At 67.7% G+C, this 22667-nt stretch carries 18 protein-coding genes; 10 read left to right on the top strand and 8 right to left on the bottom strand.

What is annotated here, in order from left to right; genetic code table 11:
* Window positions 1-4 precede the first annotated feature (4 nt).
* Window positions 5-1219 carry an FAD-dependent monooxygenase gene (locus DIE08_RS25025; protein ID WP_059607138.1) on the top strand — a complete coding sequence of 405 codons (1215 nt, stop codon included), beginning with the start codon at window positions 5-7 and terminating at the stop codon, window positions 1217-1219.
* A gap of 96 nt (window positions 1220-1315) precedes the next feature.
* On the opposite strand, the gene DIE08_RS25030 is transcribed toward DIE08_RS25025, so the two are convergent.
* Both DIE08_RS25030 and DIE08_RS25035 read right to left on the bottom strand, forming a co-directional pair.
* Window positions 1316-2716: an LLM class flavin-dependent oxidoreductase gene (locus tag DIE08_RS25030; RefSeq protein WP_124904095.1), complete on the bottom strand. Its 1401-nt coding sequence runs from the start codon at window positions 2714-2716 to the stop codon at window positions 1316-1318.
* Window positions 2713-3978 carry an acyl-CoA dehydrogenase family protein gene (locus tag DIE08_RS25035; protein ID WP_124904097.1) on the bottom strand — a complete coding sequence of 422 codons (1266 nt, stop codon included), beginning with the start codon at window positions 3976-3978 and terminating at the stop codon, window positions 2713-2715. The genes DIE08_RS25030 and DIE08_RS25035 overlap by 4 nt, the downstream gene beginning before the upstream one ends.
* Before the next feature lie 294 nt (window positions 3979-4272).
* On the opposite strand from DIE08_RS25035, the gene DIE08_RS25040 reads away from it, so the two are divergent.
* The 4 genes from DIE08_RS25040 to DIE08_RS25055 all read left to right on the top strand — a co-directional run bounded on the left by DIE08_RS25040 (window position 4273) and on the right by DIE08_RS25055 (window position 9394).
* Window positions 4273-5511, top strand: a complete 1239-nt coding sequence (locus DIE08_RS25040) for an SfnB family sulfur acquisition oxidoreductase (protein ID WP_124623113.1) — start codon at window positions 4273-4275, stop codon at window positions 5509-5511.
* Between the two features lie 418 nt (window positions 5512-5929).
* Window positions 5930-7216: a cytochrome c gene (locus DIE08_RS25045; RefSeq protein WP_124904099.1), complete on the top strand. Its 1287-nt coding sequence runs from the start codon at window positions 5930-5932 to the stop codon at window positions 7214-7216.
* Window positions 7217-7231: 15 nt separating this feature from the next.
* Window positions 7232-7765: a sugar dehydrogenase complex small subunit gene (locus tag DIE08_RS25050; RefSeq protein WP_124904101.1), complete on the top strand. Its 534-nt coding sequence runs from the start codon at window positions 7232-7234 to the stop codon at window positions 7763-7765.
* 27 nt (window positions 7766-7792) lie between these two features.
* Window positions 7793-9394: a GMC family oxidoreductase gene (locus DIE08_RS25055; protein WP_124623107.1), complete on the top strand. Its 1602-nt coding sequence runs from the start codon at window positions 7793-7795 to the stop codon at window positions 9392-9394.
* 66 nt (window positions 9395-9460) lie between these two features.
* Here the strand turns inward: DIE08_RS25055 and DIE08_RS25060 are convergent, their stop codons facing one another.
* Both DIE08_RS25060 and DIE08_RS25065 read right to left on the bottom strand, forming a co-directional pair.
* Window positions 9461-10405, bottom strand: a complete 945-nt coding sequence (locus tag DIE08_RS25060; protein WP_124904103.1) for an esterase family protein — start codon at window positions 10403-10405, stop codon at window positions 9461-9463.
* A gap of 64 nt (window positions 10406-10469) precedes the next feature.
* The gene (locus tag DIE08_RS25065; protein WP_124623103.1) at window positions 10470-11570 is read right to left on the bottom strand and encodes an OpgC domain-containing protein; all 1101 of its coding nucleotides are present in this window, start codon (window positions 11568-11570) and stop codon (window positions 10470-10472) included.
* Between the two features lie 381 nt (window positions 11571-11951).
* Between DIE08_RS25065 and DIE08_RS25075 the strand changes: the two genes are divergently transcribed.
* Entirely contained in the window at window positions 11952-13106 is a 1155-nt protein-coding gene (locus DIE08_RS25075) for a porin (RefSeq protein WP_124904105.1), read from the top strand.
* Between the two features lie 49 nt (window positions 13107-13155).
* On the opposite strand, the gene DIE08_RS25080 is transcribed toward DIE08_RS25075, so the two are convergent.
* The gene (locus tag DIE08_RS25080) at window positions 13156-14067 is read right to left on the bottom strand and encodes a LysR family transcriptional regulator (protein ID WP_059607152.1); all 912 of its coding nucleotides are present in this window, start codon (window positions 14065-14067) and stop codon (window positions 13156-13158) included.
* A gap of 141 nt (window positions 14068-14208) precedes the next feature.
* On the opposite strand from DIE08_RS25080, the gene DIE08_RS25085 reads away from it, so the two are divergent.
* Together DIE08_RS25085 and DIE08_RS25090 are read left to right on the top strand one after the other, a co-directional pair.
* On the top strand, window positions 14209-15225 hold the full coding sequence (locus DIE08_RS25085; protein ID WP_124904107.1) for an aldo/keto reductase: 1017 nt from the start codon (window positions 14209-14211) through the stop codon (window positions 15223-15225).
* Window positions 15226-15361: 136 nt separating this feature from the next.
* Window positions 15362-16102 carry a sulfite exporter TauE/SafE family protein gene (locus DIE08_RS25090; protein WP_124623097.1) on the top strand — a complete coding sequence of 247 codons (741 nt, stop codon included), beginning with the start codon at window positions 15362-15364 and terminating at the stop codon, window positions 16100-16102.
* A 102-nt stretch (window positions 16103-16204) separates the two neighbouring features.
* Here the strand turns inward: DIE08_RS25090 and DIE08_RS25095 are convergent, their stop codons facing one another.
* The 3 genes from DIE08_RS25095 to DIE08_RS25105 all read right to left on the bottom strand — a co-directional run bounded on the left by DIE08_RS25095 (window position 16205) and on the right by DIE08_RS25105 (window position 20115).
* Entirely contained in the window at window positions 16205-18367 is a 2163-nt protein-coding gene (locus DIE08_RS25095) for a hypothetical protein (RefSeq protein ID WP_124904109.1), read from the bottom strand.
* 412 nt (window positions 18368-18779) lie between these two features.
* Complete coding sequence (locus tag DIE08_RS25100; RefSeq protein ID WP_124904111.1) at window positions 18780-19166, bottom strand: ester cyclase; 387 nt, start codon at window positions 19164-19166, stop codon at window positions 18780-18782.
* 52 nt (window positions 19167-19218) lie between these two features.
* Entirely contained in the window at window positions 19219-20115 is an 897-nt protein-coding gene (locus DIE08_RS25105; RefSeq protein WP_124904113.1) for a LysR substrate-binding domain-containing protein, read from the bottom strand.
* Between the two features lie 535 nt (window positions 20116-20650).
* On the opposite strand from DIE08_RS25105, the gene DIE08_RS25110 reads away from it, so the two are divergent.
* A complete protein-coding gene (locus DIE08_RS25110) occupies window positions 20651-21502 on the top strand; it encodes a peptidoglycan DD-metalloendopeptidase family protein (RefSeq protein ID WP_124904115.1) in 852 nt (283 codons plus the stop codon).
* Between the two features lie 208 nt (window positions 21503-21710).
* Complete coding sequence (gene bla / locus DIE08_RS25115) at window positions 21711-22610, top strand: class A beta-lactamase (protein WP_059684794.1); 900 nt, start codon at window positions 21711-21713, stop codon at window positions 22608-22610.
* The last annotated feature ends 57 nt before the right edge of the window (window positions 22611-22667 follow it).

The raw sequence follows: 22667 nt of genomic DNA on the forward strand, positions 1-22667 counted from the left end.
CATCATGCAGACGAAACTGAGGATCGCGATCGTCGGTGCCGGCATCGGCGGCCTGACGCTGGCGCTTGCATTGCGCGAACAGGGCATCGACGCGCAGCTGTACGAGCAGACCGACGTGCTGCGCGAGGTGGGGGCGGCCGTCGCGCTGTCGGCCAACGCGACGCGTTTCTATGAACGGATGGGATTGCGCCCGGCTTTCGACGCGGTGTGCGCGGAGATCCCGGGCCTCGTCTATCGCGACGGACGCAGCGGCGCGGTGATCGGCCATCATCGCGGGGAGCCCGACTATCGACGGCAGTTCGGCGGCTCGTACTGGGGCGTGCACCGCGCGGACCTGCAGGCGATTCTGTCGAAGGCGGTCGGGGTCGAGCAGATTCATCTCGGCCATCGGCTCGTCGATCTCGCGCAGCATCCGGAACGCGTCACGCTGACCTTCGCCAACGGCGAACGCGTCGACGCCGATCTCGTGATCGGTGCGGACGGCGCGCGTTCGATCACGCGGCGCTGGATGCTCGGCTACGACGACGTGCTGTATTCGGGTTGCTCGGGTTTTCGCGGCGTGGTGCCGGCCGAGCGGATGGACCTGCTGCCCGATCCCGAGACCATTCAGTTCTGGGTCGGGCCGCACGGTCATCTGCTGCACTATCCGATCGGCGACAACGGCGACCAGAACTTCCTGCTGGTCGAGCGTCATCCGTCGCCGTGGCCGTCGCGCGACTGGGTCATGCCGGCGGAGGAGGGCGAGCAACTGCGCCTGTTCGGGGACTGGCATCCGGCGGTGGTGCAGATGATCACCGCGGTGCCGATCAGCCAGCGCTGGGGGCTGTTCCACCGGCCGCCGCTCGGCCGCTGGAGCCGCGGGCGCGTGACGCTGATCGGCGATGCCGCGCATGCGCTGGTGCCGCATCACGGGCAGGGCGCGAATCAGTCGATCGAGGACGCGATGGTGCTGGCCGCGCAACTGGCGAAGGCGGGGCCGGGCAACTGGCGCGAGGCGCAGGAGGCTTACGAGCGGCTGCGGCGCGGCCGCACGCGCAAGGTGCAGTACGCGTCGATTTCCGCGGCCGACGTGCTGCATCTGCCCGACGGGCCGGCCGCGCAGGCGCGCAATGCGCGGCTCGGCGAGCGCGACAGCGTGCTGCATCACCTGGACTGGATTCACGATTTCGACGCACTCGCCGACGAGCCGAGCGAGCGGCAAGGCGGGACGTGGCTTTGACCTGACAGGCGCGGCGCGAGCGGCGGCAGTGCGCCGGGCGACCGGTGCGGCGATTACGCGGTCGTCCGTCGGGAATGCGGTCCGGCCGCGCAGCCGTCACGCGTAGTCGGCCACCTGTTGCGCATCGCGCTTGACCTGTTCGATGTCGCGAAACCGCGCGGCCGGATGCGCGTCCGGCAGCCGCGCCGACCCGCCGAACAGCTTCTCGCGCAGCGTGCCCGGCGCGTATTCGGTCGGATAGACACCGCGCCGCTGCAACTCCGGCACCAGGTAGCGCACGATGTCCTCGAAGGTTTCGTGCGCAACGGCATACGCGAGATTGAAGCCGTCGACGTCGGTCGCGGCGACCCATTCCTGCAGGATGTCGGCGACGGTCCGCGCGGAACCGACGAATACGGGCCCCATCCCGCCGATTCCGCCCCAGGCCGCCAGTTCCTCGATCGTCCATGCGGTATCGCCGCCGGCCAGATGCTCGACGGCCGACACGATCGCATTCGTCTCGACGCGCCGGACGGGATCGGTCGGCGCGTACTGGCCGAAATCGATGCCGGTCCAGCCGGACATGAACACGAGCGAGCCGTCGTACGAGACATAGCGGCGGTACTCGTCGAATTTCGCCTGTGCCTTCTCGTCGGTCTCGTCGACGATCACGGTGACGAGGTTGTAGATCAGCACGTCGTGCGGGTCGCGACCCGCGGCCGCGGCTTGCGCACGCACGTCGGCGACATAGCGCGCGAGTCGAGGGCGCGTCGGCGCGGCGACGAACACGCATTCGGCGTGTCGAGCGGCGAACGCCTTGCCGGGGCCGGACGCGCCGGCCTGGAACAGCACCGGCGTGCGCTGCGGCGACGGTTCGCACAGGTGATAACCGGGCACGTCGAAGAAGCGCCCCTTGTGGCCAATCTCGTGCACCTTCTCCGGATGCGTGAACACGCGGCCGTCGCGATCGCGCACGACCGCGCCGTCTTCCCAGCTGCCTTCGAACAGCTTGTACAGCACCTCCACGTATTCGGCCGCGACCGCATAGCGGTCGTCGTGCGTGCGCAGCCCGTTGTCGCCGACGTTCTTCGCGCCGCTTTCCAGATACGACGTGACGATATTCCACGCGAGCCGGCCCTTCGTGTGATGGTCGGCGGTCGACAGCCGGCGCGCGAACGTGTACGGATGCTCGAACGTCGTCGACGCGGTGATGCCGATGCCGAGATGCTCGGTCGCCATCGCGATCGGCGCGGCGAGCTGCAGCGGATCGTTGACCGGAATCTGCGCGGCCTGATGCAGCGCGTGGTAGTTGCTGCCCTGGTAGACGTCGTAATAGCCGATCACGTCCGCGATGAAGATCGCGTCGAAGATCCCGCGCTCGAGCACGCGCGCGAGATCGGTCCAGTAGTCGAGATCCTTGTACTGCCACGAACGATCGCGGGGATGCGCCCACAGGCCGGGCGACTGATGGCCGACGCAATTCATCTCGAACGCGTTGAAGCGAATGGTCTTGCTCATCGTGCGGCTCCCGATTCCGTGCCGGCGCCTGCACTTGCACCATTGCCGACGCGCCAGACGAACGGCGGCGTGCGTCCGTTGATGACCCAGTCGCCGACGATCCGCGCCTTGTAGACGAGCGGATTGTGCGACGACACCGTGCGCGCGTTGCGCCAGTGACGATCGAGCGCGGTCGTACTGCGCGTCGCGGAGGCGCCGAGCGCGTCGAACAGGCGTGTCGCCGCGCGCAGCACGAGTTCCGACACGACGAGCTGGCTTTGCGCGGATTCGATTTCGGCCGCGACGTTCGAGGCACGTTCAGCCTCATCGTCGCCACCGAAGCGTGCGACGTACGCCTGCTGCAGCGGCTGTGCGGCGCGCAGCGCAAGCGCATCGGCCGCATAGGCCCACGACGCGATTTCGCCGATCACCTGCTGAAGTTGCGCATCGTCGCCGGCGCGTGCTGCGTTGCCGTGGCTGTATACGCGCGAGCGGTTGCGCACGAGTTCGCCCGCGTCGCGCACGATCGCATGGCCGATGCCGGCCAGCGTGGCAACATGGAACAGCTGGTAGAACGCGGTCTGGTATTTGAAGCGGCGTGCGAAATCGATCACGTTGTCGGCGTCGACCGCCGCATTCTCGAAGCGTGTCGTGCCGCTGCCGGTCGTCGTCTGGCCGAAGCCGTCCCAGTCGTCGTCGCGGATCACGCCGGGCTGCGCGGTGGCGACCGCGACGATCACGTCGCTGCCGTCGTGCGCGCGCTGCGCGAATACGTCGATCCAGTCCGCGAACAAACTGCCGGTGCTGTAGAACTTGCGGCCGTTCAGCACGAACCGGCCGTTCTGCTCCGACACCTTGGTGATCGTCTGGCCAAGCGGGACGTCGCCGGCTTCCGACCATGCGTTGCCGACGAGCTGGCCGCTCGCGAAGCGGTCGAACCACGTCGTGCGCAGCGGCCCGGGCGGCGCGTTCAGCCAGTCCTCGACGAACGCGAAGTGCCCGCGCAACGCCTGCGGCAGATTGGAATCGGCGGCGGCGAGTTCGGTCAGCAGCCGGAACAGCTGCGGCAGCGATGCGCCGGCACCGCCGTCGCGCACCGGCAGCCGTATCGCGCCGAAGCCGGCGGCCTTGAGCCAGCCGATCGCTTCGTGCGGCAGTTCGCGGCGGCGTTCGCGCTCGGCGGTGCCGGCGGCGATGCGCTCGAAGAGGGGGCGAAAGCGGCTCGCGAGTGCATCGTAGTCGGTGCCGGTGGAAAGATCGGTATCTGCGTGCGACGAAGTCATGCGGTGTTCCTCGAAGGGCGGGGCCGTTTGCATCGGGATGCCAGTATAGGAAGCACGCTGCGCGCATTCCAATAACGGATTCGCAGATCGTTATCGTCGCTGCGCATTACGCGGATCAACGACGGGAGGTGTCGACGCTCGGGCATCGATTGCGATGCCGAAGCGCGGAGGCGGGCGCCGTTCTGTGCAATGTAGTTTGTTATCCGAAGGAATATCGTTACGAGAATCGCTCGGTTTGTCGGCTTGCGGGACGCTGCTAGATTGAATGCTTTCGTCATTCGACAGGAGAGCTCGATGTCAGATACGAGTGCGACGATTCAGGCGCGCCCGGCCGACGCAGGACCGCAGGTTGCCCGTGTAATCGCCGACGACGCGCAGGCGATCGCGGTCGCGCATGCACTTGCGCAGCGGCTGGCCGAAGGGGCGGCCGAACGTGATCGCGAGCGCCGGCTGCCGCGCGACGAGATCGAATGGTTCTCGCAGTCGGGGCTGTGGGCGATCACGGTGCCGAAGGCGTACGGCGGCGCGGGTGTATCGCACGTGACGCTCACCGAGGTGATCAAGATCGTTTCTGCGGCCGATGCGTCGCTCGGGCAGTTGCCGCAGAATCACTTCGGGCTGGTCGACGTGATCGCGCTGACCGGCACCGACGCGCAGAAGCGCCATTTCTTCGCCGAAATCCTCAGCGGCAAGCGTTTCGGCAACGGTTTCTCGGAGAAGGGCACGAAGCACGTGCTCGACCTGAAGACGCGCGTGCGGCGCGACGGCGACGACTATCTCGTCGACGGCACGAAGTTCTACTCGACCGGCGCACTGTTCGCGCACTACGTGCCGGTGCTCGGCCTCGACGATGCGCGGCAGGCGTGGCTCGCGTACGTCCCGCAGCCGACGCCCGGGCTGACCGTGATCGACGACTGGTCAGGCTTCGGGCAGCGCACGACCGCAAGCGGCACGGTGGTGCTCGACGGCGTGCGCGTGCCGGCTTCGCATGTGCTGAACGCGCAGCGCGTATCGGACGAACCGACGCTCAACGGCCCGCTGTCGCAGATCATCCAGGCGGCGATCGATGCCGGCATCGCGAGGGCCGCGATCGCCGATACCGAGACGTTCGTGCGCACACGCACGCGGCCCTGGGTCGACAGCGGCGTCGAGCGCGCGGTCGACGATCCGTTGATCGTCCGCGAGATCGGCCGTCTGCATATCCAGCTGCATGCTGCGGAAGCGCTGCTCGAACGCGCGGCGCGCACGCTCGACGAGATCGGCGCGCGCGGCACGGTGACCGACGACGATGTCGCGCGTGCGTCGGTCGCGGTCGGCGAGGCGAAGGTGCTCACGACCGAGATCGCGCTGCTCGCGGGCGAGAAGCTGTTCGAGCTGGCCGGCACGCAGTCGACGCTCGCCGAGCACAATCTCGACCGGCACTGGCGCAATGCGCGCACGCACACGCTGCACGATCCGGTGCGGTGGAAATATCACCTCGTCGGCAACTACTACCTGAACGGGGTGCGGCCGGCGCGTCACGCGTGGAATTGATCCGACGCTTTCGCGAGCCGAAATGTCGCGCGCGCCAGCCATGCTGCGCAGCATGTGCCGTCTCCCGGGCGAACGTTCCGTCGCATCGCTGAGCCGCATGCCGCCCGGACTTTGTCCTGCGCGGCATGCGAGCCGTTCTTTCGTCCCGCTGCGCTGAAATCGGTGCCGGCCCACCCGGCACGTCGATCGGCGCGGCCGCGCCCACGCGGCATTCGACCGTCTTCTGGAATCCCCCGACGCTGATCCGGCATCCGCCGATTATTATGCGAATGTTGATTCTGTATCGATTTAGTGTATCGATACAGAAGATGATATAGTGCGGCCAAACCACGCGAGCGATTTCTCCGGAAGATAGAGGGCCGTATCGCGAGGCTCCCCGAAACCGCTTTGCTCACCGGATTTCTCACGGACGATTTCCATGCGTTTACCCGGCTTTTCCGCGCTTGTCGCGCTTTTCCTCATTGCGACGGACCCCGCATCGGCGGCCGTGCAGGCCGCGGATCGCGTCGCCGCGGGCAAGGCGCTGGCCGTCGCGGCCGACTGCGTCGCGTGCCATACGGTGCAGGGAGGGCAGCCGTTCGCGGGCGGCCTCGCGATGCCGTTGCCGATGGGCGACATCTACTCGACCAACATCACGCCGGACAAGCAAACGGGGATCGGCAACTACTCGGAGCAGGAATTCGCGAACGTGCTGCGCAAGGGGCTTCGGCGCGACGGCGGCAACCTGTATCCGGCGATGCCGTATCCGTCGTACACGAAGTTCAGCGACGACGACATCGCGAACCTGTACGCGTATTTCATGCACGGCGTCGCGCCGGTGCACCAGCCGAACCGCCGGCCGGATTTCCCGTGGCCGCTGACCATGCGCTGGCCGCTGAAGATCTGGAACGCGCTGTATCTGCGCGAAGGCGCGTATGTGTCGAAGCGCGGGCGGGACGCCGAGTGGAATCGCGGCGCCTACCTGGTGCAGGGCGCCGCGCACTGCGGCACCTGTCATACGCCGCGCGGCATCGGGATGCAGGAGCTGGCCTACGACGAAACCGGCGCCGGCTATCTCGGCGGCGCGCCGCTCGCGGGCTGGCAGGCGTTCAACATCACGCGCGACCGCGACGCGGGCATCGGCACGTGGACGACCGCGCAGATCGTCCAGTACCTGCGCACCGGCAACGTGCCGGGCAAGGCACAGGCGGCCGGCCCGATGGCGGAAGCGGTCGAACACAGCTTCAGCCGCATGAGCGACCGCGATCTGAATGCGATCGCCGCCTATTTGTCGACCGTGCCGGCGGCGAAGGGCGCCGATATCGCACCGCGTTCCGCGCAGGGGCGCAAGACCGACGACTACGTCGCGGTACGCGCCGCGGCCGCGATGGGCAGCCCGGCGCCAGCCGGCGCGTCGCTCTACCTCGATCATTGCGCGAGCTGTCACGGGATGACGGGCGCCGGCACGGCGGACGGATTCTTCCCGTCGCTGTTCGCCAACAGCGCGGTCGGCACCGCCACCGCGTCGAACCTGCTGCAGGTGGTCATGCATGGCGCGAGCGTGAACAACGGCGCCGCGCACTATTTCATGCCGGCGTTCCAGACCGAACTCAAGGATGACGAAGTGGCGACCTTGGTGAACTACTTGAGCGACCGGTTCGGCAATGGCAAGACTCGCGTGAGCGCGGCGGATGTCGCGAAGATCCGCACGGCCCCCGCCCACTGACAGGAGATACACGCGATGAAGGATTTCGACGTGACCGACGACGCGAACGCGCAGCGTCGCCGCTTCGTGAAGCTGTCGGCCGGCGCGGCGCTTGCCGCCGCACTGCCTGCCGGCATGCTGATCGCACGTGCAGCGGCTGCGCCAGAGGCCGTGCCGCTGCGGGATTTTGCCGGCGTGGCCGCCTACCTGACGCGCCGCTCGACGCTTCCGTCTCGCTATGTGCAATCCGTCTACGACGGTCTCGTCGCGCAGGACCGCGAATTTCCCGCGCGGCTGCGCGCGCTCGCCGTCGCGATCGACATGGGCACGCAGCCGCTCGACGCGCTCGTGCGCACGCTCGGCGTCGCGGCCCCCGAGTTGCGCACCGCCGCGCTGGCCATCATCGAGGCCTTCTACACGGGCAGCGTCGGCCATGGCGGGCAGGCGCGCATGGTCGGCTACGAAACCGCGCTGATGTTCGAGCCGACCGCCGACGTCACGGTCATTCCGACCTACATCCGCGCGCGCCCCGAGTACTGGACGGCGCGCCCGACCGCCGACGCCGGCTGACCGGCCTATCGAACGAGGATCGAAATCATGAGCAGTACTTATGACGCGGACGTCATCGTAATCGGCGCGGGCATCCTGGGCGGCGCCGTTGCGCAGTCGCTGACGCAGGAACGCAAGTCCGTCATCGTGCTCGAGGCGGGGCCGGAGGTGAAGCGGGCCGAGCTCGTGCGCGCGTTCCGCGACTACGGCAACAAGTCGGACTACAACGGCCCGTATCCGGACCTGCCGTGGGCGCCGAAATCGTCCACGGGGCGCTATTCCGATCGCTACATCGACAGCGTCGGCCCGGTGCTGCAGAAGCCGTCGTTTCTGCGCCTCGTCGGCGGCACCACGTGGCACTGGGGAGGGGCGACGTGGCGCATGCTGCCGAACGATTTCCGGCTGCGCAGCCTCTACGGCCAGGGGCGCGACTGGCCGATCGGTTATGACGAACTCGAGCCGTGGTACCAGCTCGCCGAAGAGCAGATCGGCGTATCGGGCTCGGATACCGACGACCAGAGCGGCCAGGGCGGCGGGCCGTTCCCGCCGCGCTCGAAGCCGTATCCGATGCGGCAGCAACCGTGGTCGTACCTGACGCAGCAGGTCGCGGACAAGGTCGCGACGATCGGTCATCGTTTCGTCGACGAACCCAACGCGCGCGCGACGCGGCCCTACGAGGGCCGACCGACCTGCGCCGGCAACAACAACTGCGCGCCGATCTGCCCGATCGGTGCGCAATTTTCAGGCGATCGCCCGGTGCTGCGCGCCGTCGCGCAGGGCGCGCGGCTGCTGACGAACGCGGTCGTCTACAAGATCGAGCGCGGCGAGAATCGCAAGATCGCCGCGATCCATTACATGACGCCGGACGGCAAGAGCACGCGCCTGACCGCGCGGACCTTCGTGCTCGCGGCGCATGGCGTCGAGATTCCGAAGCTGCTGCTGATGTCGGGTGTCGCGAATTCGTCGGACCAGGTCGGCCGCAACATGATGGGACACACCGGCCGCGCGATCGCGATGCTCGCGCGCGAGCCGGTGTGGGCCGGGCGCGGCCCGACGCAGCAGGGCAGCATCAACACGCGGCGCGACGGCGCGTTTCGCCGCGAACACGGCGCGATCCGGCATTTCCTCGACAACACGGTGCCCAACGAGGTCGTCACGCGGCGGCTGATCGCGCAAGGTGTCGTCGGCGACGCGCTCGATACGCGGATCCGTCACGACGCGGCGCGCTATCTGAAGATCGCCAGCTACGTCGAGATCCTGCCCGACCCGCGCAACCGCGTGACGCTGAGCGATCGCAAGGATGCGCTCGGGCTGCCGACGCCGCGCACCGACTACGACGTGTACGACTACGCGTTGCGCGCGGCATCGCAAGTGCTCGACGACTACCGCGATTTCCAGCGGGTGTTCGGTGCGACCGAGATCGTGAACGACATCCATGCGTGGGTGCCGAGCTCGCACATCATGGGCACGACGATCATGGGCAGCGATCCGGCCGATTCGGTCGTCGACCGAGATTGCCGTACGCACGATCACCCGAACCTGTTCATCGCGAGCACGGCCGTGCATCCGAGTTCGTCGGTGGTCAATCCGACGCTGACTGGGTATGCGCTGGCGCTGCGGATGGCAAGGACGATCGCTGCGGAAGTCTGACGCAAGCAAGGCGGCCGGCGGCGCGCGCATACCGCCCGCCACGGCGGGGCCGCGCTCGGGCCCGCATCATTTCACGCATTCCAGTGCGTACTTCAACCCCTGTCCGAGCAGCCCCCGCCACACTTCCCACGTGTGCCCGCCGTCGACGATGCGCAGTTCCGCCGGGTTCTGCGCGCGGCGCAGGTGCGTGTACAGCACGCTCGATTCGGCCTGGATCGTCAGGTCGTCGTCGCCCGCCGCGATGAACATCGGCACGCGCCAGTTGCGCGCGAAATAACCGCGCATCAGCGCCGGGTAGTTCAGCTCGTGCCACACGCGCGGGTCGAACTGCCGGTCGCCGAACACGCCGACATAACGTGCGGCGGAATTGAGCGGCGGCTCGTTCGCGTAGATCGCGGGGCTCAGCAGCATCGCGCCGCAGAACAGGCCCGGCTCGAGCAGCGAGAAACGCAGCGCGCCGAAGCCGCCCATCGACACGCCGCCGATCGCGCGGCCCGCGCGCTGGTTCGACACCGCGAAGTGCGCTTCGACTTCCGGCAGCAGGTCGTTGAGGAACGCGCTCTGCATCTTCTCCTTGCGGTCGACGTACCAGTCGGTGCCGCCTTGCGGCATCACGATCACGACGGGCGGGATCTCGCGGCGCTCGATCAGCGTGTTGGCGGTGGCCTGCAGCCGGCCCTGCGTGATCCAGTCGTTTGCGTTGCCGGCGTTGCCGTGCAGCAGGTACAGCACCGGATAGCGCGCGCCTTCCGGGTTGTAGCCGGGCGGCAGGTAGACCGTGTAAGACCAGTCGCGCTTCAACGACGCCGACCGGAACGCGCGCAGCACGACGCTGCTGCCCGGATTGACCGAGGGTTCCTGGGCGGCCGGCGCGATCGTTGCGGGCGGGACGGTCGCGGTCGCGGGCGCGGACGACGCCGGCGAAACCGCGGGCCCGCCCGGCGTGGCGTGGGCGGTGGCGATGGCACCGGCGATCAGGGCGGCGGCGAACGGAAGGGCGAGTCGGCGCATGGTGAACCGTTTCAGGAGAGGCGCCCGCTATCGTAGCAGCGGCGCGTGACGGCGCGGCGCATCATCACCGCGGACGGAACGGGAACGGCAGCCGCGACACGAGCGGCGCATAGAGCTTCGCGACGAGATACAGCAGGCCCATCGCGACGACGTCGGCGGTCAGGCCGAGCGGCACGTTCAGATAGCCTTCGGTCGCCTGGTACAGCAGCGAGTCGACCGCGAGCGAGATGCCGGTGCCGGCGACGAAGCACAGCAGCCCCTGGCGGCCGATCGTGCCGATCCACGGCATTGCATGCGCGACCTTCTTCATCCACCCGAGGTGCACGAGCTTGGCTGCGAGCCACGCGATCGCGAGGAAGTTCGCGAGCCGCAGCGCGCCGAGATTCTGCTTGATCGACGGGTCGGTCGGGAACGGCTCGATGCGCAGCCGGTAGTACGCGCCGGCCGCGACGATCGCGAGCGACACGGCCGTCAGCAGCCAGCCCTGCGGTTTCGGTGCGAGCGTCTGGTAGACGGGCTGGCAGCGTGCGATCACGCCCAGCACGAACAGGAACTGCCACGCGAACGGATTGAAGTCCCACGGCGCGCCTTCGACGGTCGGCAAGAAGCGCGCAATGTGCGGCGCCGCGTACCAGAGCGAGCCGCTGAACGCGAGCATCAACCACGGCTGCGTGCGCGCGAGCGGCAGCGCGAGCGGGACGAGCAGCGCGAAGAACGCATACATCGGCAGCACCGACGCGAGGTACGGCTGGCGGCGGAACAGCAGGATGTCGCGCAGCGCGGCGAGCGGCTTGTGCAGCAGGCCGTCGAGATCGTTGGTCGGCATGTTCGGGCCGTCGATCGAGAATGCGTTCAGCACGGCGGTGATGAGCAGCATCAGGCCGGCCGTCACGAGGAAAGCACGGTAGATCTCGAAGGCACGGCGGATGAAACGCTGGCGCGCGGCAGCCTCGTCGTGGCGCTCGGCGAGCGAGTTGTACGCGATGGCGGTCGCGAAACCGCCGAGGAACACGAACACCTCGGCCGCATCGCACAGCGCGTACGCATGCAGCGTCACGCGCGACAGGATGCTGCCGCCGATGTGGTCGACGACGATCACCAGCAGCACGAGGCCGCGGAAGAAGTCGAGCTCGGCGTAGCGGCCGGCCCGGGCGGCGGCGGTCATCGGGCCGCCTCCCGGCGCGCGCCGCGTGCGCGGCCGGCACCCGCCGCGCATGAATCGGGGTGAAGCATGACTTCGTGAAGAAATGACGAACGGATGCGCATTGTGCCACCGATGTGACGCCGTCCGGGTTTACGCGGATGGTGGGCCGGCCAGCCGCTACCGACAAGCCTGGTCAGGCCATGACGAGGACAGGGCAGTTGGACGAGCGCAACGCTTTGCGTGCCGGCCCCACGCCCATATGGACGGGCGGTTTGCGACGTGACACCATTTTGTCCTCGCGGCCGCACACCGCGCAGTCCGCCCTGCGGGCCACCTCTATAAAACAGACCAAACAATCGCCGGGCGCACGGCCTGCCCGGCACCCGGCTCCGGAGATTCGTCATGAAGAAGCACGTCATTTTTGCCGCCGCGCTGGCCGCTTTTGCCGCGCCGGCCTTCGCGCAGGACAGCGTGACGCTGTACGGCCTGATCGACGAGGGCTTCAACTACACGAACAACGTGAACGTAGGCGGGGTCGGAAAAACGAATTACCAGCTCGCGAGCGGCTACGCGCAGGGCAGCCGCTGGGGCCTGAAGGGCAGCGAGGACCTGGGCGGCGGGCTGAAGGCGATCTTCACGCTGGAAAACGGCTTCGACGTGAACAACGGCCGGTTCAATCAGGGCGGCCGGATGTTCGGCCGCCAGGCGTTCGTCGGGCTGAGCGCGTCGCGCTTCGGCACGCTGACCTTCGGCCGCCAGTACGATTCAGTCGTCGACTATCTCGCGCCGCTGACCGCGAACGGCAACTGGGGCGGCACGCTGTTCTCGCACCCGTTCGACAACGACAACACGGACAACTCGTTCCGCGTCAACAACACGGTCAAGTACGCCAGCCCCGACTGGAACGGGCTGTCGTTCGGCGGCACCTACAGCTTCAGCAACAGCACGGGCTTCTCGACCAACCGCCAGTACAGCATCGGCGCGCAGTATTCGCTGGCCGGGCTGCAGGTCGCGGCTGCCTACCTGCAGGCGAACAGCCCGGGCGTCGGCAACGCGGGCGCGATCGCGGCCGACGATGCGAACTTCGTCGCCGACCGCCTGCGCATCTTCGGCGGCGGCATCAACTACACGTTCGGCCCGGCGACGGTCGGCTTCGTCTATACGAAGACCGACGTGAAGAACCCGGTGTCGACCGTCTACCTGCCGGCGTCGACGTTCTCGGGCCTCGGGCTGACCGCGACCAAGTTCCAGAACTTCGAGATCAACGGCAAGTACCAGCTCACGTCCGATTTCTATCTCGGCGCGCAGTACGTGTACACGGACGGCAAGTTCGACGCCGCGGCCGGTTCGTTCAAGCCGAAGTACCACACCGTTGGGCTGATGGCCGACTACAGCCTGTCCAAGCGCACCGACGTCTACCTGCAGGGCGCATGGCAGAAGGTCGCCGGCGACAAGACCGGCACCGCCGCCGATGGCGGCTACGTGGTCGGGACGGACGGCCCGTCGTCGTCGGCGAACCAGTTCGCGGTGCGCGCCGCGATCCGCCACAAGTTCTGACGCTGACCTGCCGGCGCCCGGGGGCGGATTGCCCCGGTGCCGGCTTTCGTCATGCTGGCCGGTGGGCGTCGTCGAGCGTTTGCGCGAGCCAGTCGACGAAGATCCGCACGCGCGGCGCCAGATGCCGGCCGTTCGGAAACATGACCGACACCGGCAGCGGCGCGGCATGCCATTCCGGCAGCACCTCGACCAGCGAGCCGTCCTCGAGCAGCGGCGCGAGCCCGTCGCGCGGCACCTGGATCAGACCCAGGCCTGCGATGCAGCACGCGAGATACGCCTGCGAGCTGTTTACCGCGACCACGCTGCGCATCTTCACCGTCTGCAGCGCGCCCGAATCCATGTCCGCATATTCCCAGTCCAGCTCACGGCCCGTGCGGCTCGAGAAATAGCCGACCGCGACATGGTCGGGCAAATCGTCCGGCGAGCGCGGCGTGCCGTATCGCGCGAGATACGCGGGCGACGCGCAGTTGATCTGCGCCATCTCGCCGACGCGGCGCGCGACCAGCGACGTGTCGGACAGCACGCCGACCCGCACCGCGCAGTCGATGCCGTCTGAGATGAGATCGACGAAGCGGTCGGTCGTGCTCAGCACGACGCGCAGGTCGGGATAGCGCGCGTGGAAATCCGGCAGCGCCGGAATCACCTTGTTCAGGGCGAAGCGTTCGGGCAGGTCGACGCGGATCACGCCGCGCGGCGCGGCGCCGGCGTCGTCGAACAGCGTCTCGGCATCGTCCAGATCGGCCAGCAGCCGCGTGCAGCGCTCGTAATAAGTGGCGCCCTCGGCGGTCAGCGCGACGCGCCGGGTGGTTCGCTGCAGCAGGCGCACCCGCAGGTGTTTTTCCAGATACTGGACGGCATTGCTGACCGTCGGGCGCGGCAATTGCAACTGCTCGGCCGCTTTCGTGAAGCTGCCGAGGTGGGCGACGCGCGCAAAGATGCGCATTGCATGCAGATGGTCCATGCGGAGCGAAAGCCTGGGCGAATTGGGACAGGCTCCATTGTTAATCAGCGTCGAATGATTTGGTTGGGCGTTTCGCGTTTATCGCGCGCCGCGATGCGTCCAGAATCCGGTTCATTCACTCACCACCGCAAGGAAACGGACATGGACAAGCGTCAACTGGGCCGCACGGGCCCGCAGGTGTCGGCGATCGGGCTCGGCTGCATGGGGATGTCGGATCTCTACGGGCCGGCGGATCGCGACGAAAGCATCGCGACGCTGCACGCGGCGCTCGACAGCGGGATCACGCTGCTCGATACGGGCGACTTCTACGGGATGGGCGACAACGAGATGCTGATCCGCGACGCGCTGCGCGGCCGCACGCGCGACCAGGTGCTGATCAGCGTGAAATTCGGCGCGTTGCGCGATCCGGCCGGCGCGTTCGTCGGCTACGACGCGCGGCCGCAGGCGATCCGCAATTTCGTCGCGTATTCGCTGAAGCGGCTCGGCACCGACCACATCGACATCTACCGGCCGGCGCGCGTCGATCCGGCGGTGCCGATCGAGGAGACGGTCGGCGCGATCGCCGATCTCGTGAAGGCCGGTCATGTGCGCCATATCGGCCTGTCGGAGGTGGGTGCCGACACGATCCGCCGTGCGGCAGCCGTCGCGCCGATCGCCGACCTGCAGATCGAGTACTCGCTGCTGTCGCGCGGGATCGAGGCGGACATCCTGCCCGTGTGTCGCGAACTCGGGATCGGCGTGACGGCCTACGGTGTGCTGTCGCGCGGGCTGCTCGGCGGCGGCTGGAGCGCGGCGCGGCAGGGTGAGCGCGACTTCCGCGCGGCCAGCCCGCGCTTTCAGGGCGAGAATCTCGCGCACAATCTCGCGCTGGTCGACGCACTGCGCGCGATTGCCGACGAAAAGGGCAGCAACCCGGCGCAGATCGCGATCGCGTGGGCGCTGTCGCGCGGCGACGACATCGTGCCGCTGGTCGGCGCGCGCAAGCGCACGCAACTCCAGGACGCGTTGCAGGCGTCCAAGTTGCAACTAACGGTCGATGATCTGGCTCGCATCGAAACGGCGGTTCCCGCCGGGGCGGCTGCCGGCGAGCGTTATCCGGCCCCCCAGATGGCGCACCTCGACAGCGAGCATGGCCGGGGGCCGACGCACGCAGCCTGAACGGCGGGCATGGCGGGATGATGAGGCGACGAGGCCCGCCGGGTGGGCCCGAGCCAGCCTCAGGCAAAGCCAGATGGCCGGCGGCGTGACGGTGGTTCATCATCGGCGCCGTCTTCAACCGGACGGAACGCCCTCCATGCAAACCCATACGCTGACGATCATCGTGCTGGTCTTTCTGCTGGCCGGCGCGGTCAAGGGCATGATCGGCCTCGGGCTGCCGACGATCGCGATGGGCCTGCTGACGCTCGCGATGCCGCCGTCGGCCGCCGCGAGCCTGCTGCTCGTGCCGTCGTTCATCACCAATGTGTGGCAGCTGTGGCTCGGCCCGTCGTTCGGGCCGTTGCTGCGGCGTCTGTGGCCGCTGCTCGCCGGGCTGACGATCGGCACGCTGACGGGCGGGCTGCCCGCGCTCGCGGGCGGCAGTGCGTGGACCCACGCGGCGCTCGGCGTCGTGCTGGTCGCGTACGGCGGCTGGGGGCTCGCCGCCGCGCGATTGCCCGCGCCGGGCCGACACGAAAAGTGGCTGTCGGCCGCGATCGGCTATCTGACGGGCGTCGTGACGGCCGCCACCGGCGTGTTCGTCGTGCCTGCCGTGCCGTACCTGCAGGCGCTGCGGCTGTCGAAGGATGACCTGATCCAGGCGCTCGGGCTCTCGTTCACCGCGTCGACGATCGCGCTCGGGCTGCAGTTGCGCGTAACGGGCGCGCTGCAGACGGTCGATCTCGGCGTATCGGCGCTGGCGCTCGTGCCGGCACTCGCGGGGATGATCGGCGGGCAATATGCGCGGCGCGTGATGAGCGAGAAGACTTTCAAGCGCTGCTTCTTCGTCGGGATGACCGCGCTCGGCGCCTGCATGGCCGCCTCGGCGTGGCAGTGAGCGGGCATCGCCGACACGCGTAATGCGCGCCGCGCGTGAATGCCCCGAAGCCGGTTTCGAGCGCCGGCTTCGAGGACGCTCACGGAGCGGCGGCCAGGCCGCTCAGGCCGGGTCGGCGTACTTCAGCGTCCACCCGAACGTGCGGGTGACGCCCGCACCGAGCGCGAACGGCGCGGTCTTGCACGCGAAGTTCGAATGCAGCTGGCCGATCGGCGTCGTCGACAGCGGGTTCGTCGCGCCGTTGACCGTGTCGAAGGCGGACAGCGCGCAGGTGTCGAACCCGGACGCCGCATAGCCGGTCGCGGCGCTGTTCGCGTACGTCACCGATGTGCCGTCGCCGTTTGCTTGCGTGGACGCGAAGTCCGCGAACGACGCGAAGTCCGTCTCGACCGACAGGTTACCGGCGAGCGTGCCCGAAGCAAGCGTGTCGCTGCGCGAGATCGTGCCGTGCGCGAACGTCAGCACGGTATGCACCTGGAGGTCGAGGTCCGTCGTGTACGCCGCGTTCTTCGATGCGAGACGAAACTTCGCCGTGTCGAACGACACGACCACCTGGCCGTTGGCCTGCTGCACGTTGAGGTTCTTGTAGTACGTGACGGGCACGTAGGTCTTCCCGTTGTACGACACCTGCGGCACCAGCAGTGCATAGGCCAGATCGGTCGTCCCGTAGATCAGCTTGTCGGAGAACGGCACCGGGTAGTACGGCGTGAACGAGTTGTAGTCGGGCGCCTGGCTGAGATTCAGGTTGACGACGCGGCGGCCGTCGCGCACGGTGAGCAGCGCCGCGTCGTACGGATGCGCGGTATCGCCGGGCTGGTTGTACCAGGTGAGCGTGTAGCGCGGCAGCGCGTCGAGCCACGTATCGTAGGCCGCATCGTCCATCGGTGCCTTGCCGCCGAAGCCGAGCTTGTTCCACCACGCGTTCACGTAAAGGTACTGGTGCAGCAGGCTGAAATTCTCGCCCATCACGCGCGGCTTGCCGCGATAGGCGTCCGTGCCGCGACCCTTGACCCACATGTTCACCGACGGCGTCGGCAGCGACGGGTCGTACCAGTACGTGTCGAAGCGACGCGCGGCCCGGTAGATGAACGCGTACGCAATCTGCTTTTCCTGATCGGTCAGCACGCCCGCATTGGCCGCTGCCGTCAGGATCTCCATGAACGCGGAATCGCCGTACGGGCCGATCGAACGGCCGTAGTCGAAGCCCTGGCCGTCGGCGTTCAGCTGCGGCAGGATCAGGTCGACCGACTTGCGCAGATAGCCCTTCAGTTCCGGCGTGAGGTTCGCCTCGTTGCCCATCTCGAACGTGCGCTCGGTCACTTCACCGATCAGCAGCGTGCTGTAGCGGTCGTAGCGTGCCTGGTCGTAATAGGTCGTGTGCGTGTTCGACGCTTCGTCGGAGAACCCGCCCGACGAATCCTTGCGGATGTGGTTCGTCAACGTGTAGAGCAGCGCATCGCGCGCGCCCATCGTCGCGACGGCCGGATCGGTCGCCGACGAGAACGACGGATTGCTCCAGCCGAGTTTTTGCCGCAGGCCGGCAATTCCGTAGGACACCGCATAGTAATTCTGCGCGGTGTTGAGCGACGCAATGTCGATCGGCGTGCCGGCGGCCGGGCAGGTGCTGGTCTTGCCGCTTGCATCGGGGCCGAACATGTCGCAGAAGGTGAGCCGTTGCTGCAGCGTCGCGAGCATCGCGTCGCTGAAGACCTCGTTGAGCATGCCGTGCGCCTTCAGGTTGTTCAGCGCGACGAGGTAGTAGTACTCGCCCCATGACGTATTTGCATACGCATAGTCGCTGCCCGACTGCGCCATCATCGCGGTCGTGATCGTCTGGTACGTCGCCAGATAGCTTGCGTATTGCGGGTCGCCCTTCGACTTCATGTCGATCAGGATGTACGACAGGCCGAGCGCGAGCTTGCCGGGAAGGAATTTGTCGCCGGTGTTCGTGTCGAGCACGTGAACCGGCGAACCGTCGCCGAGATCCATCACGACCTGCGTGAAGTCGGGCGACTTCCGGATCAGGTCGAACAGCGCGCGCATCTGGCCCATCATCGTGACCGGAATGCTCGTGCCCGCCGGCACGCTGGTGTCGGGTGCGCCGTAGACGAGCGCCTGCAACGAGTTCGGCGCGAGCGCCGGTGTCGACGGCGGGGGCGACGAGGGTGGCGGGGCGGTCACGTCGTTGCCGCCGCATGCGCTGACGAACAGGACGGAAAGGGCGCTGAGCGCGGCGCCGAGCGCGAATCTGCTGCGCATATGCATTGTGTCTCCGGGTTTTCGAATAGTGATGAAGGCTTGAATCGCAACTCGGGCAGGCAAGCGTTCTCCCTGCGCGGGCCACGAAGGCGTCGCGCTGAAGGCGAAGGAAAACGTTTTCCAAATTTAGGCATCGATTGCTTCGATGTCAATGCGCTTTCACGCCGGAGACGCCGGTGAAAACCCGGATGGCTGAAATGGCAGCTGTCGTGAAGATGGGGTGTTGATGCCGGAATTACCGCGATTTATTATTATTTTCGCTGCAATGCAGCGTGACATATCGGCAGCGACTGAAGCGTTGTAAAGGTGCTCGGGCGGCGCGCTTCCAACGAGATGCAAGAGAAAACGTTACCCCTGAAAATCGAATCAAGCCGGATCTCGGCTGTCGATTCTGTCCGGCGGCGGCCCCGCGGCGATGCTAGAGCTGCGCTTCGATCGCCGCCTTGTCGATCACCGACCAGACCTGCCGGATCTTGCCGTCGTGAAATTCGTAGATGACGTTCTCGGCGAACGTGACGCGCGTGCCGTCGACGGCGAGCCCCATGAACGTCCCTTTCGGCGCACACGCGAAGCGAAGCCGGCACGCGACGCGCGGCGGTTCGCACACCAGCAGCCGGATCGCGAAATGGAGATCCGGAATGTCGCGGAAATCCTGCTCGAGCATCGCGCGGTAGCCGGCCAGGCCGAGCGGCCGGTCGTTGTGGATCACGTTGTCGGCGACGTACTGGCCGAGCGCCGGCCAGTCCTGGCGGTTCAGGCAGTCGATGTAGGCGCGGTAGTGCGTGGCGAGATCGGGTTTCGTCATGACGGCGGTGCCTCCTCGTGTATCGTCCGGCTGTTGCGGATGGCGCGGGCGTTCAGCGCGATGACGTTTCGCCCGACAGATACGACACGAACGCCTGCGTATATTTGGGCAGCGCATCGAACGATCGTGCGCAGAGCGTCAGCTTGCGGTGGCTCCACGCGTCGGACAGCTCGACGAGCCGCACGTCCATCGTCTGCATCGCGCGCTCGGCCGCGTGGCGCGACACGATGCCGATCCCCACGCCGCTTTCGATCACGCGGCAGATCGCATCGAAACTCTTCAGCTGCACACGGTAGCGGATCCGCTTGCCGAGCGCACGCGCCTGCTCCGCGAGATGGACCTGCAGCGCGCTGCCGTCGGTCAGCCCGATGAAATCCGCGTCGGCGATCTCGTCGAACGCGACCTTGTCGCGCGCGGCGAGCGGATGCCCGGCCGGCACGACCGCGATCAGCCAATCCTCGCGGAATGGCTTCTGCTCGAGCCCGCCGAGCCCGACCGAATCGGCGACGATGCCGACCTCGGCCGTCTTGTTGCGGATCGCGTGCACGATTTCCTGGCTCGAGCGCTCCTCGACGCTGATCGACAGTTTCGGATGATGCGGCAGGTACGCGGCGAGCGCGTCGGGCAGGTATTCGCTCAGCGAGGCCGTGTTGCAGAGCAGGCGGATATGCCCGCGCAGCCCCTGGCCGTATTGCTGCAGTTCGCCGCGCATGTGGTCGATCTGCTGCAGCACCGTGCGCGCGTGATGCTCGAGCGCGCGGCCGGCGTCGGTCACCTGCGCGCCGGACTTGCTCCGGTGCAGCAGCGGCACGCCGAGTTCGTCCTCCATCCCGCGAATGCGCTCGCTTGCTGCCTGCAGCGTGATGTGCGTGCGCTCGGCGCCGCCCGTGATCGTGCCGGCCTCGCAGATGTTCAGGAAGAGCCGCAGGTCGGTCAGGTCGAATCGCATGGCGGGGTGGGGGCGCGTAAGGATTGGTATGGCCGATAAGTTAGCAGGAACCGCCGCACCGGTCTCAGGCTGGGCCTGAGACCCCGTTCGCCGGTTCCGCATTTTCGGGGCGGGATCGATGCCGGATCATGGCCGCATATCAACCGGGGGAGACTGTCATGCGGGTCGATTCGTCGTGGGGTGTGTCGTTCAAGATCGCGTTGCACCTGCTGTTCCTGTGCATCGGGCTCGCGTGGGCCTGCGCGGAGCTGGTCGACTGGCTGCGCTGAGCGGGCGCCCATCGCAGCCGCATCGGCTGTTCGATGCGGCTATATCGAAATTGAAAGCCATTCGAAATTTCGGCCCATTGCGAAATTTCTTCCGCATCGCGCGCCAGAAACCGTCAAGTTTTCCCGAAATTGACCGTATTACCGGTAACGAGTGTCCGCCGGCGCCTGGTTCGTGATCGTTTGTCATGATTGTTTGCATCCGGTTACACGTCGGCCGTTCCGTTTTTGAGATGCTTGAAAGATTGTCAAACCGGAGTCGATCGTCCATGAAACAGCGCGAGATTTGCCGCAAGTCGGCGTGGCTGTCCGGCCTCGCCGCGGTGCTCGTCATGGCCGGTTGTGCCAGCACGCAGTCCGTCCCGCCGAGCGACACGCTGGCGGGATCGCCGTCGGGGCAGCCCGCCGCCGCACCGGCGGCCACGCCCGCGACGCTGCCGCCCGCACCCATTCTCGTCGCGCAGAAGTACGTGGTGAAACGCGGCGACACGCTGTCGGGCATCGCGTCCGCGAACGACTGCAGCGTCGCCGACCTGCGCACCTGGAACAAGCTCGATGGGCGCGGCAGGCTGCGCATGGGGCAGGTGCTCCGCATCGTTCGCCAGCAGCCGTTGCAGGCATCGGGCGCGAGTGGCAGCGCGCCGGCCGCGGCGCCGGCCGCCGCGAGCAATGCGGCGGGCGCCGCGCAGGCGAGCGCGTCGACGGCGAGCGACCGGCAGGTCGTGAAGGAAACCAGGCGGCACACGGGTGCGGTGGCGCTCACGTGGCCCGCGCGCGGCAAGATCGTCGACGCGTTCCGGCCGGGGCAGAACCGGGGCATCCAGATCGCCGGCCGGCCGGGCGACCCGGTTCGCGCGGCGGCCGACGGCCGCGTGATGTACGCGGGTAGCGGCCTGAACGATTACGGCACCCTGATCATCGTCCAGCACAACGCGGATTTCCTCACGGCCTATGCGCACAATCGCAAGCTGCTCGTGAAGACCGGCGACATCGTGCGCCGGGGCGACGAGATCGCCGAGATGGGCGACCTCGACAACTCGCGTGTCGCGCTGCTGTTCGAAGTGCGGCGCGACGGCAAGCCTGTCAATCCGATGCCGTACCTGCCTTCGTCGCAAGGGTGATGCAGGCCGCGCCGCTGGAACGCGGCGGCGCTCGCTGCTACGCTAGGGCCTGTTCATGTGCGTCCCGCCGCATGCGGGGCCGACGGACGTCTTCGGGGATGCGCGGCGTATGCCGTCGCGAGCCGGCCGTCGGCGTGAATGCGTGTGCATCGTCGATGCGCACGTATGTTGCTTCGTGCCACCGTTTCCGACAGAACACCCTTCACCCATGGAACACTCTCCGACACGCCGCTCGCTGTTGCTCGCCGCCGTCGCCGCGCCGTTCGTCGCCGCGTGCTCGTCGGCACCCGTCGCCGACCAGGGCCGCGCACATGCCGCCCAGGCCGAACTCGCCGCGCTCGAAAAAGCGTCGAACGGTCGGCTCGGCGTCGCCGCACTCGATACGTCGAGCGGCACGCGCATCGCGCATCACGCGCGCGAGCGCTTCCCGCTGTGCGGCACCTATGCGGTCGTCGCCGCCGCCGCGATACTCGCGCGCGGCTCGCTCGACGCGTCGCTGCTGCCGCGCCGCATCCTGTATCGCCGCTATGAAGTCGTGGCCGGCTCGCCGGTGACGGAAAGCCACGTCGACACGGGGATGACGATCGCGCAGCTCTGCACGGCGATGCTGCAGTCGGGCGACAAGGGCGCGGGGAACCTGCTGATGGGCGTGCTCGGCGGTCCGCAGGCCGTCACATCGTTCGCGCACGAAAGCGGCGACACCGCATTCCGGCTGGACCGCTGGGAACCCGAACTGAACCAGGCGGCGCCGCGCGACGAGCGCGATACGTCGACACCGGTCGCGATGGTCGACACGCTGCAGCGGTTGCTGCTCGGCGATACGCTGCGCGAGCCGCAGCGTGCGCAGCTCACGGAATGGATGACCGGCGGCGCGCGCGGCGCGACCGGAATCGCGGCCGGCGTGCCGCCGGGCTGGCGCATCGCGGACAAGACCGGCACCGGCGGCTACGGCACGACGACCGACGTCGCCGTGCTGTGGCCGCCGTCGCGCGCGCCGATCGTGCTGGCCGTGTCGTTCACGCAGCCGCGTGCCGACGCGGCGGCACGTGCGGACGTCGTCGCGTCGGCGGCGCGCATCGCGACGGGCGCGCTCGCCGCCACGGCCTGAGCGTCCGGTGCACCTCGCGTAAAGCCGGCGTTTGGCTTATCGTGTCGATCAGCGCGC

Source organism: Burkholderia sp. Bp9004 (genome assembly GCF_003858025.1).
Classification (GTDB): Bacteria; Pseudomonadota; Gammaproteobacteria; order Burkholderiales; family Burkholderiaceae; genus Burkholderia; species Burkholderia diffusa.

Coding starts and splice junctions, on each gene's coding strand:
- DIE08_RS25025 (WP_059607138.1), top strand. CDS start 5: ATGCAGACGAAACTGAGGATCGCGATCGTCGGTGCCGGCATCGGCGGC.
- DIE08_RS25030 (WP_124904095.1), bottom strand. CDS start 2,716: ATGAGCAAGACCATTCGCTTCAACGCGTTCGAGATGAATTGCGTCGGC.
- DIE08_RS25035 (WP_124904097.1), bottom strand. CDS start 3,978: ATGACTTCGTCGCACGCAGATACCGATCTTTCCACCGGCACCGACTAC.
- DIE08_RS25040 (WP_124623113.1), top strand. CDS start 4,273: ATGTCAGATACGAGTGCGACGATTCAGGCGCGCCCGGCCGACGCAGGA.
- DIE08_RS25045 (WP_124904099.1), top strand. CDS start 5,930: ATGCGTTTACCCGGCTTTTCCGCGCTTGTCGCGCTTTTCCTCATTGCG.
- DIE08_RS25050 (WP_124904101.1), top strand. CDS start 7,232: ATGAAGGATTTCGACGTGACCGACGACGCGAACGCGCAGCGTCGCCGC.
- DIE08_RS25055 (WP_124623107.1), top strand. CDS start 7,793: ATGAGCAGTACTTATGACGCGGACGTCATCGTAATCGGCGCGGGCATC.
- DIE08_RS25060 (WP_124904103.1), bottom strand. CDS start 10,405: ATGCGCCGACTCGCCCTTCCGTTCGCCGCCGCCCTGATCGCCGGTGCC.
- DIE08_RS25065 (WP_124623103.1), bottom strand. CDS start 11,570: ATGACCGCCGCCGCCCGGGCCGGCCGCTACGCCGAGCTCGACTTCTTC.
- DIE08_RS25075 (WP_124904105.1), top strand. CDS start 11,952: ATGAAGAAGCACGTCATTTTTGCCGCCGCGCTGGCCGCTTTTGCCGCG.
- DIE08_RS25080 (WP_059607152.1), bottom strand. CDS start 14,067: ATGGACCATCTGCATGCAATGCGCATCTTTGCGCGCGTCGCCCACCTC.
- DIE08_RS25085 (WP_124904107.1), top strand. CDS start 14,209: ATGGACAAGCGTCAACTGGGCCGCACGGGCCCGCAGGTGTCGGCGATC.
- DIE08_RS25090 (WP_124623097.1), top strand. CDS start 15,362: ATGCAAACCCATACGCTGACGATCATCGTGCTGGTCTTTCTGCTGGCC.
- DIE08_RS25095 (WP_124904109.1), bottom strand. CDS start 18,367: ATGCATATGCGCAGCAGATTCGCGCTCGGCGCCGCGCTCAGCGCCCTT.
- DIE08_RS25100 (WP_124904111.1), bottom strand. CDS start 19,166: ATGACGAAACCCGATCTCGCCACGCACTACCGCGCCTACATCGACTGC.
- DIE08_RS25105 (WP_124904113.1), bottom strand. CDS start 20,115: ATGCGATTCGACCTGACCGACCTGCGGCTCTTCCTGAACATCTGCGAG.
- DIE08_RS25110 (WP_124904115.1), top strand. CDS start 20,651: ATGAAACAGCGCGAGATTTGCCGCAAGTCGGCGTGGCTGTCCGGCCTC.
- bla (WP_059684794.1), top strand. CDS start 21,711: ATGGAACACTCTCCGACACGCCGCTCGCTGTTGCTCGCCGCCGTCGCC.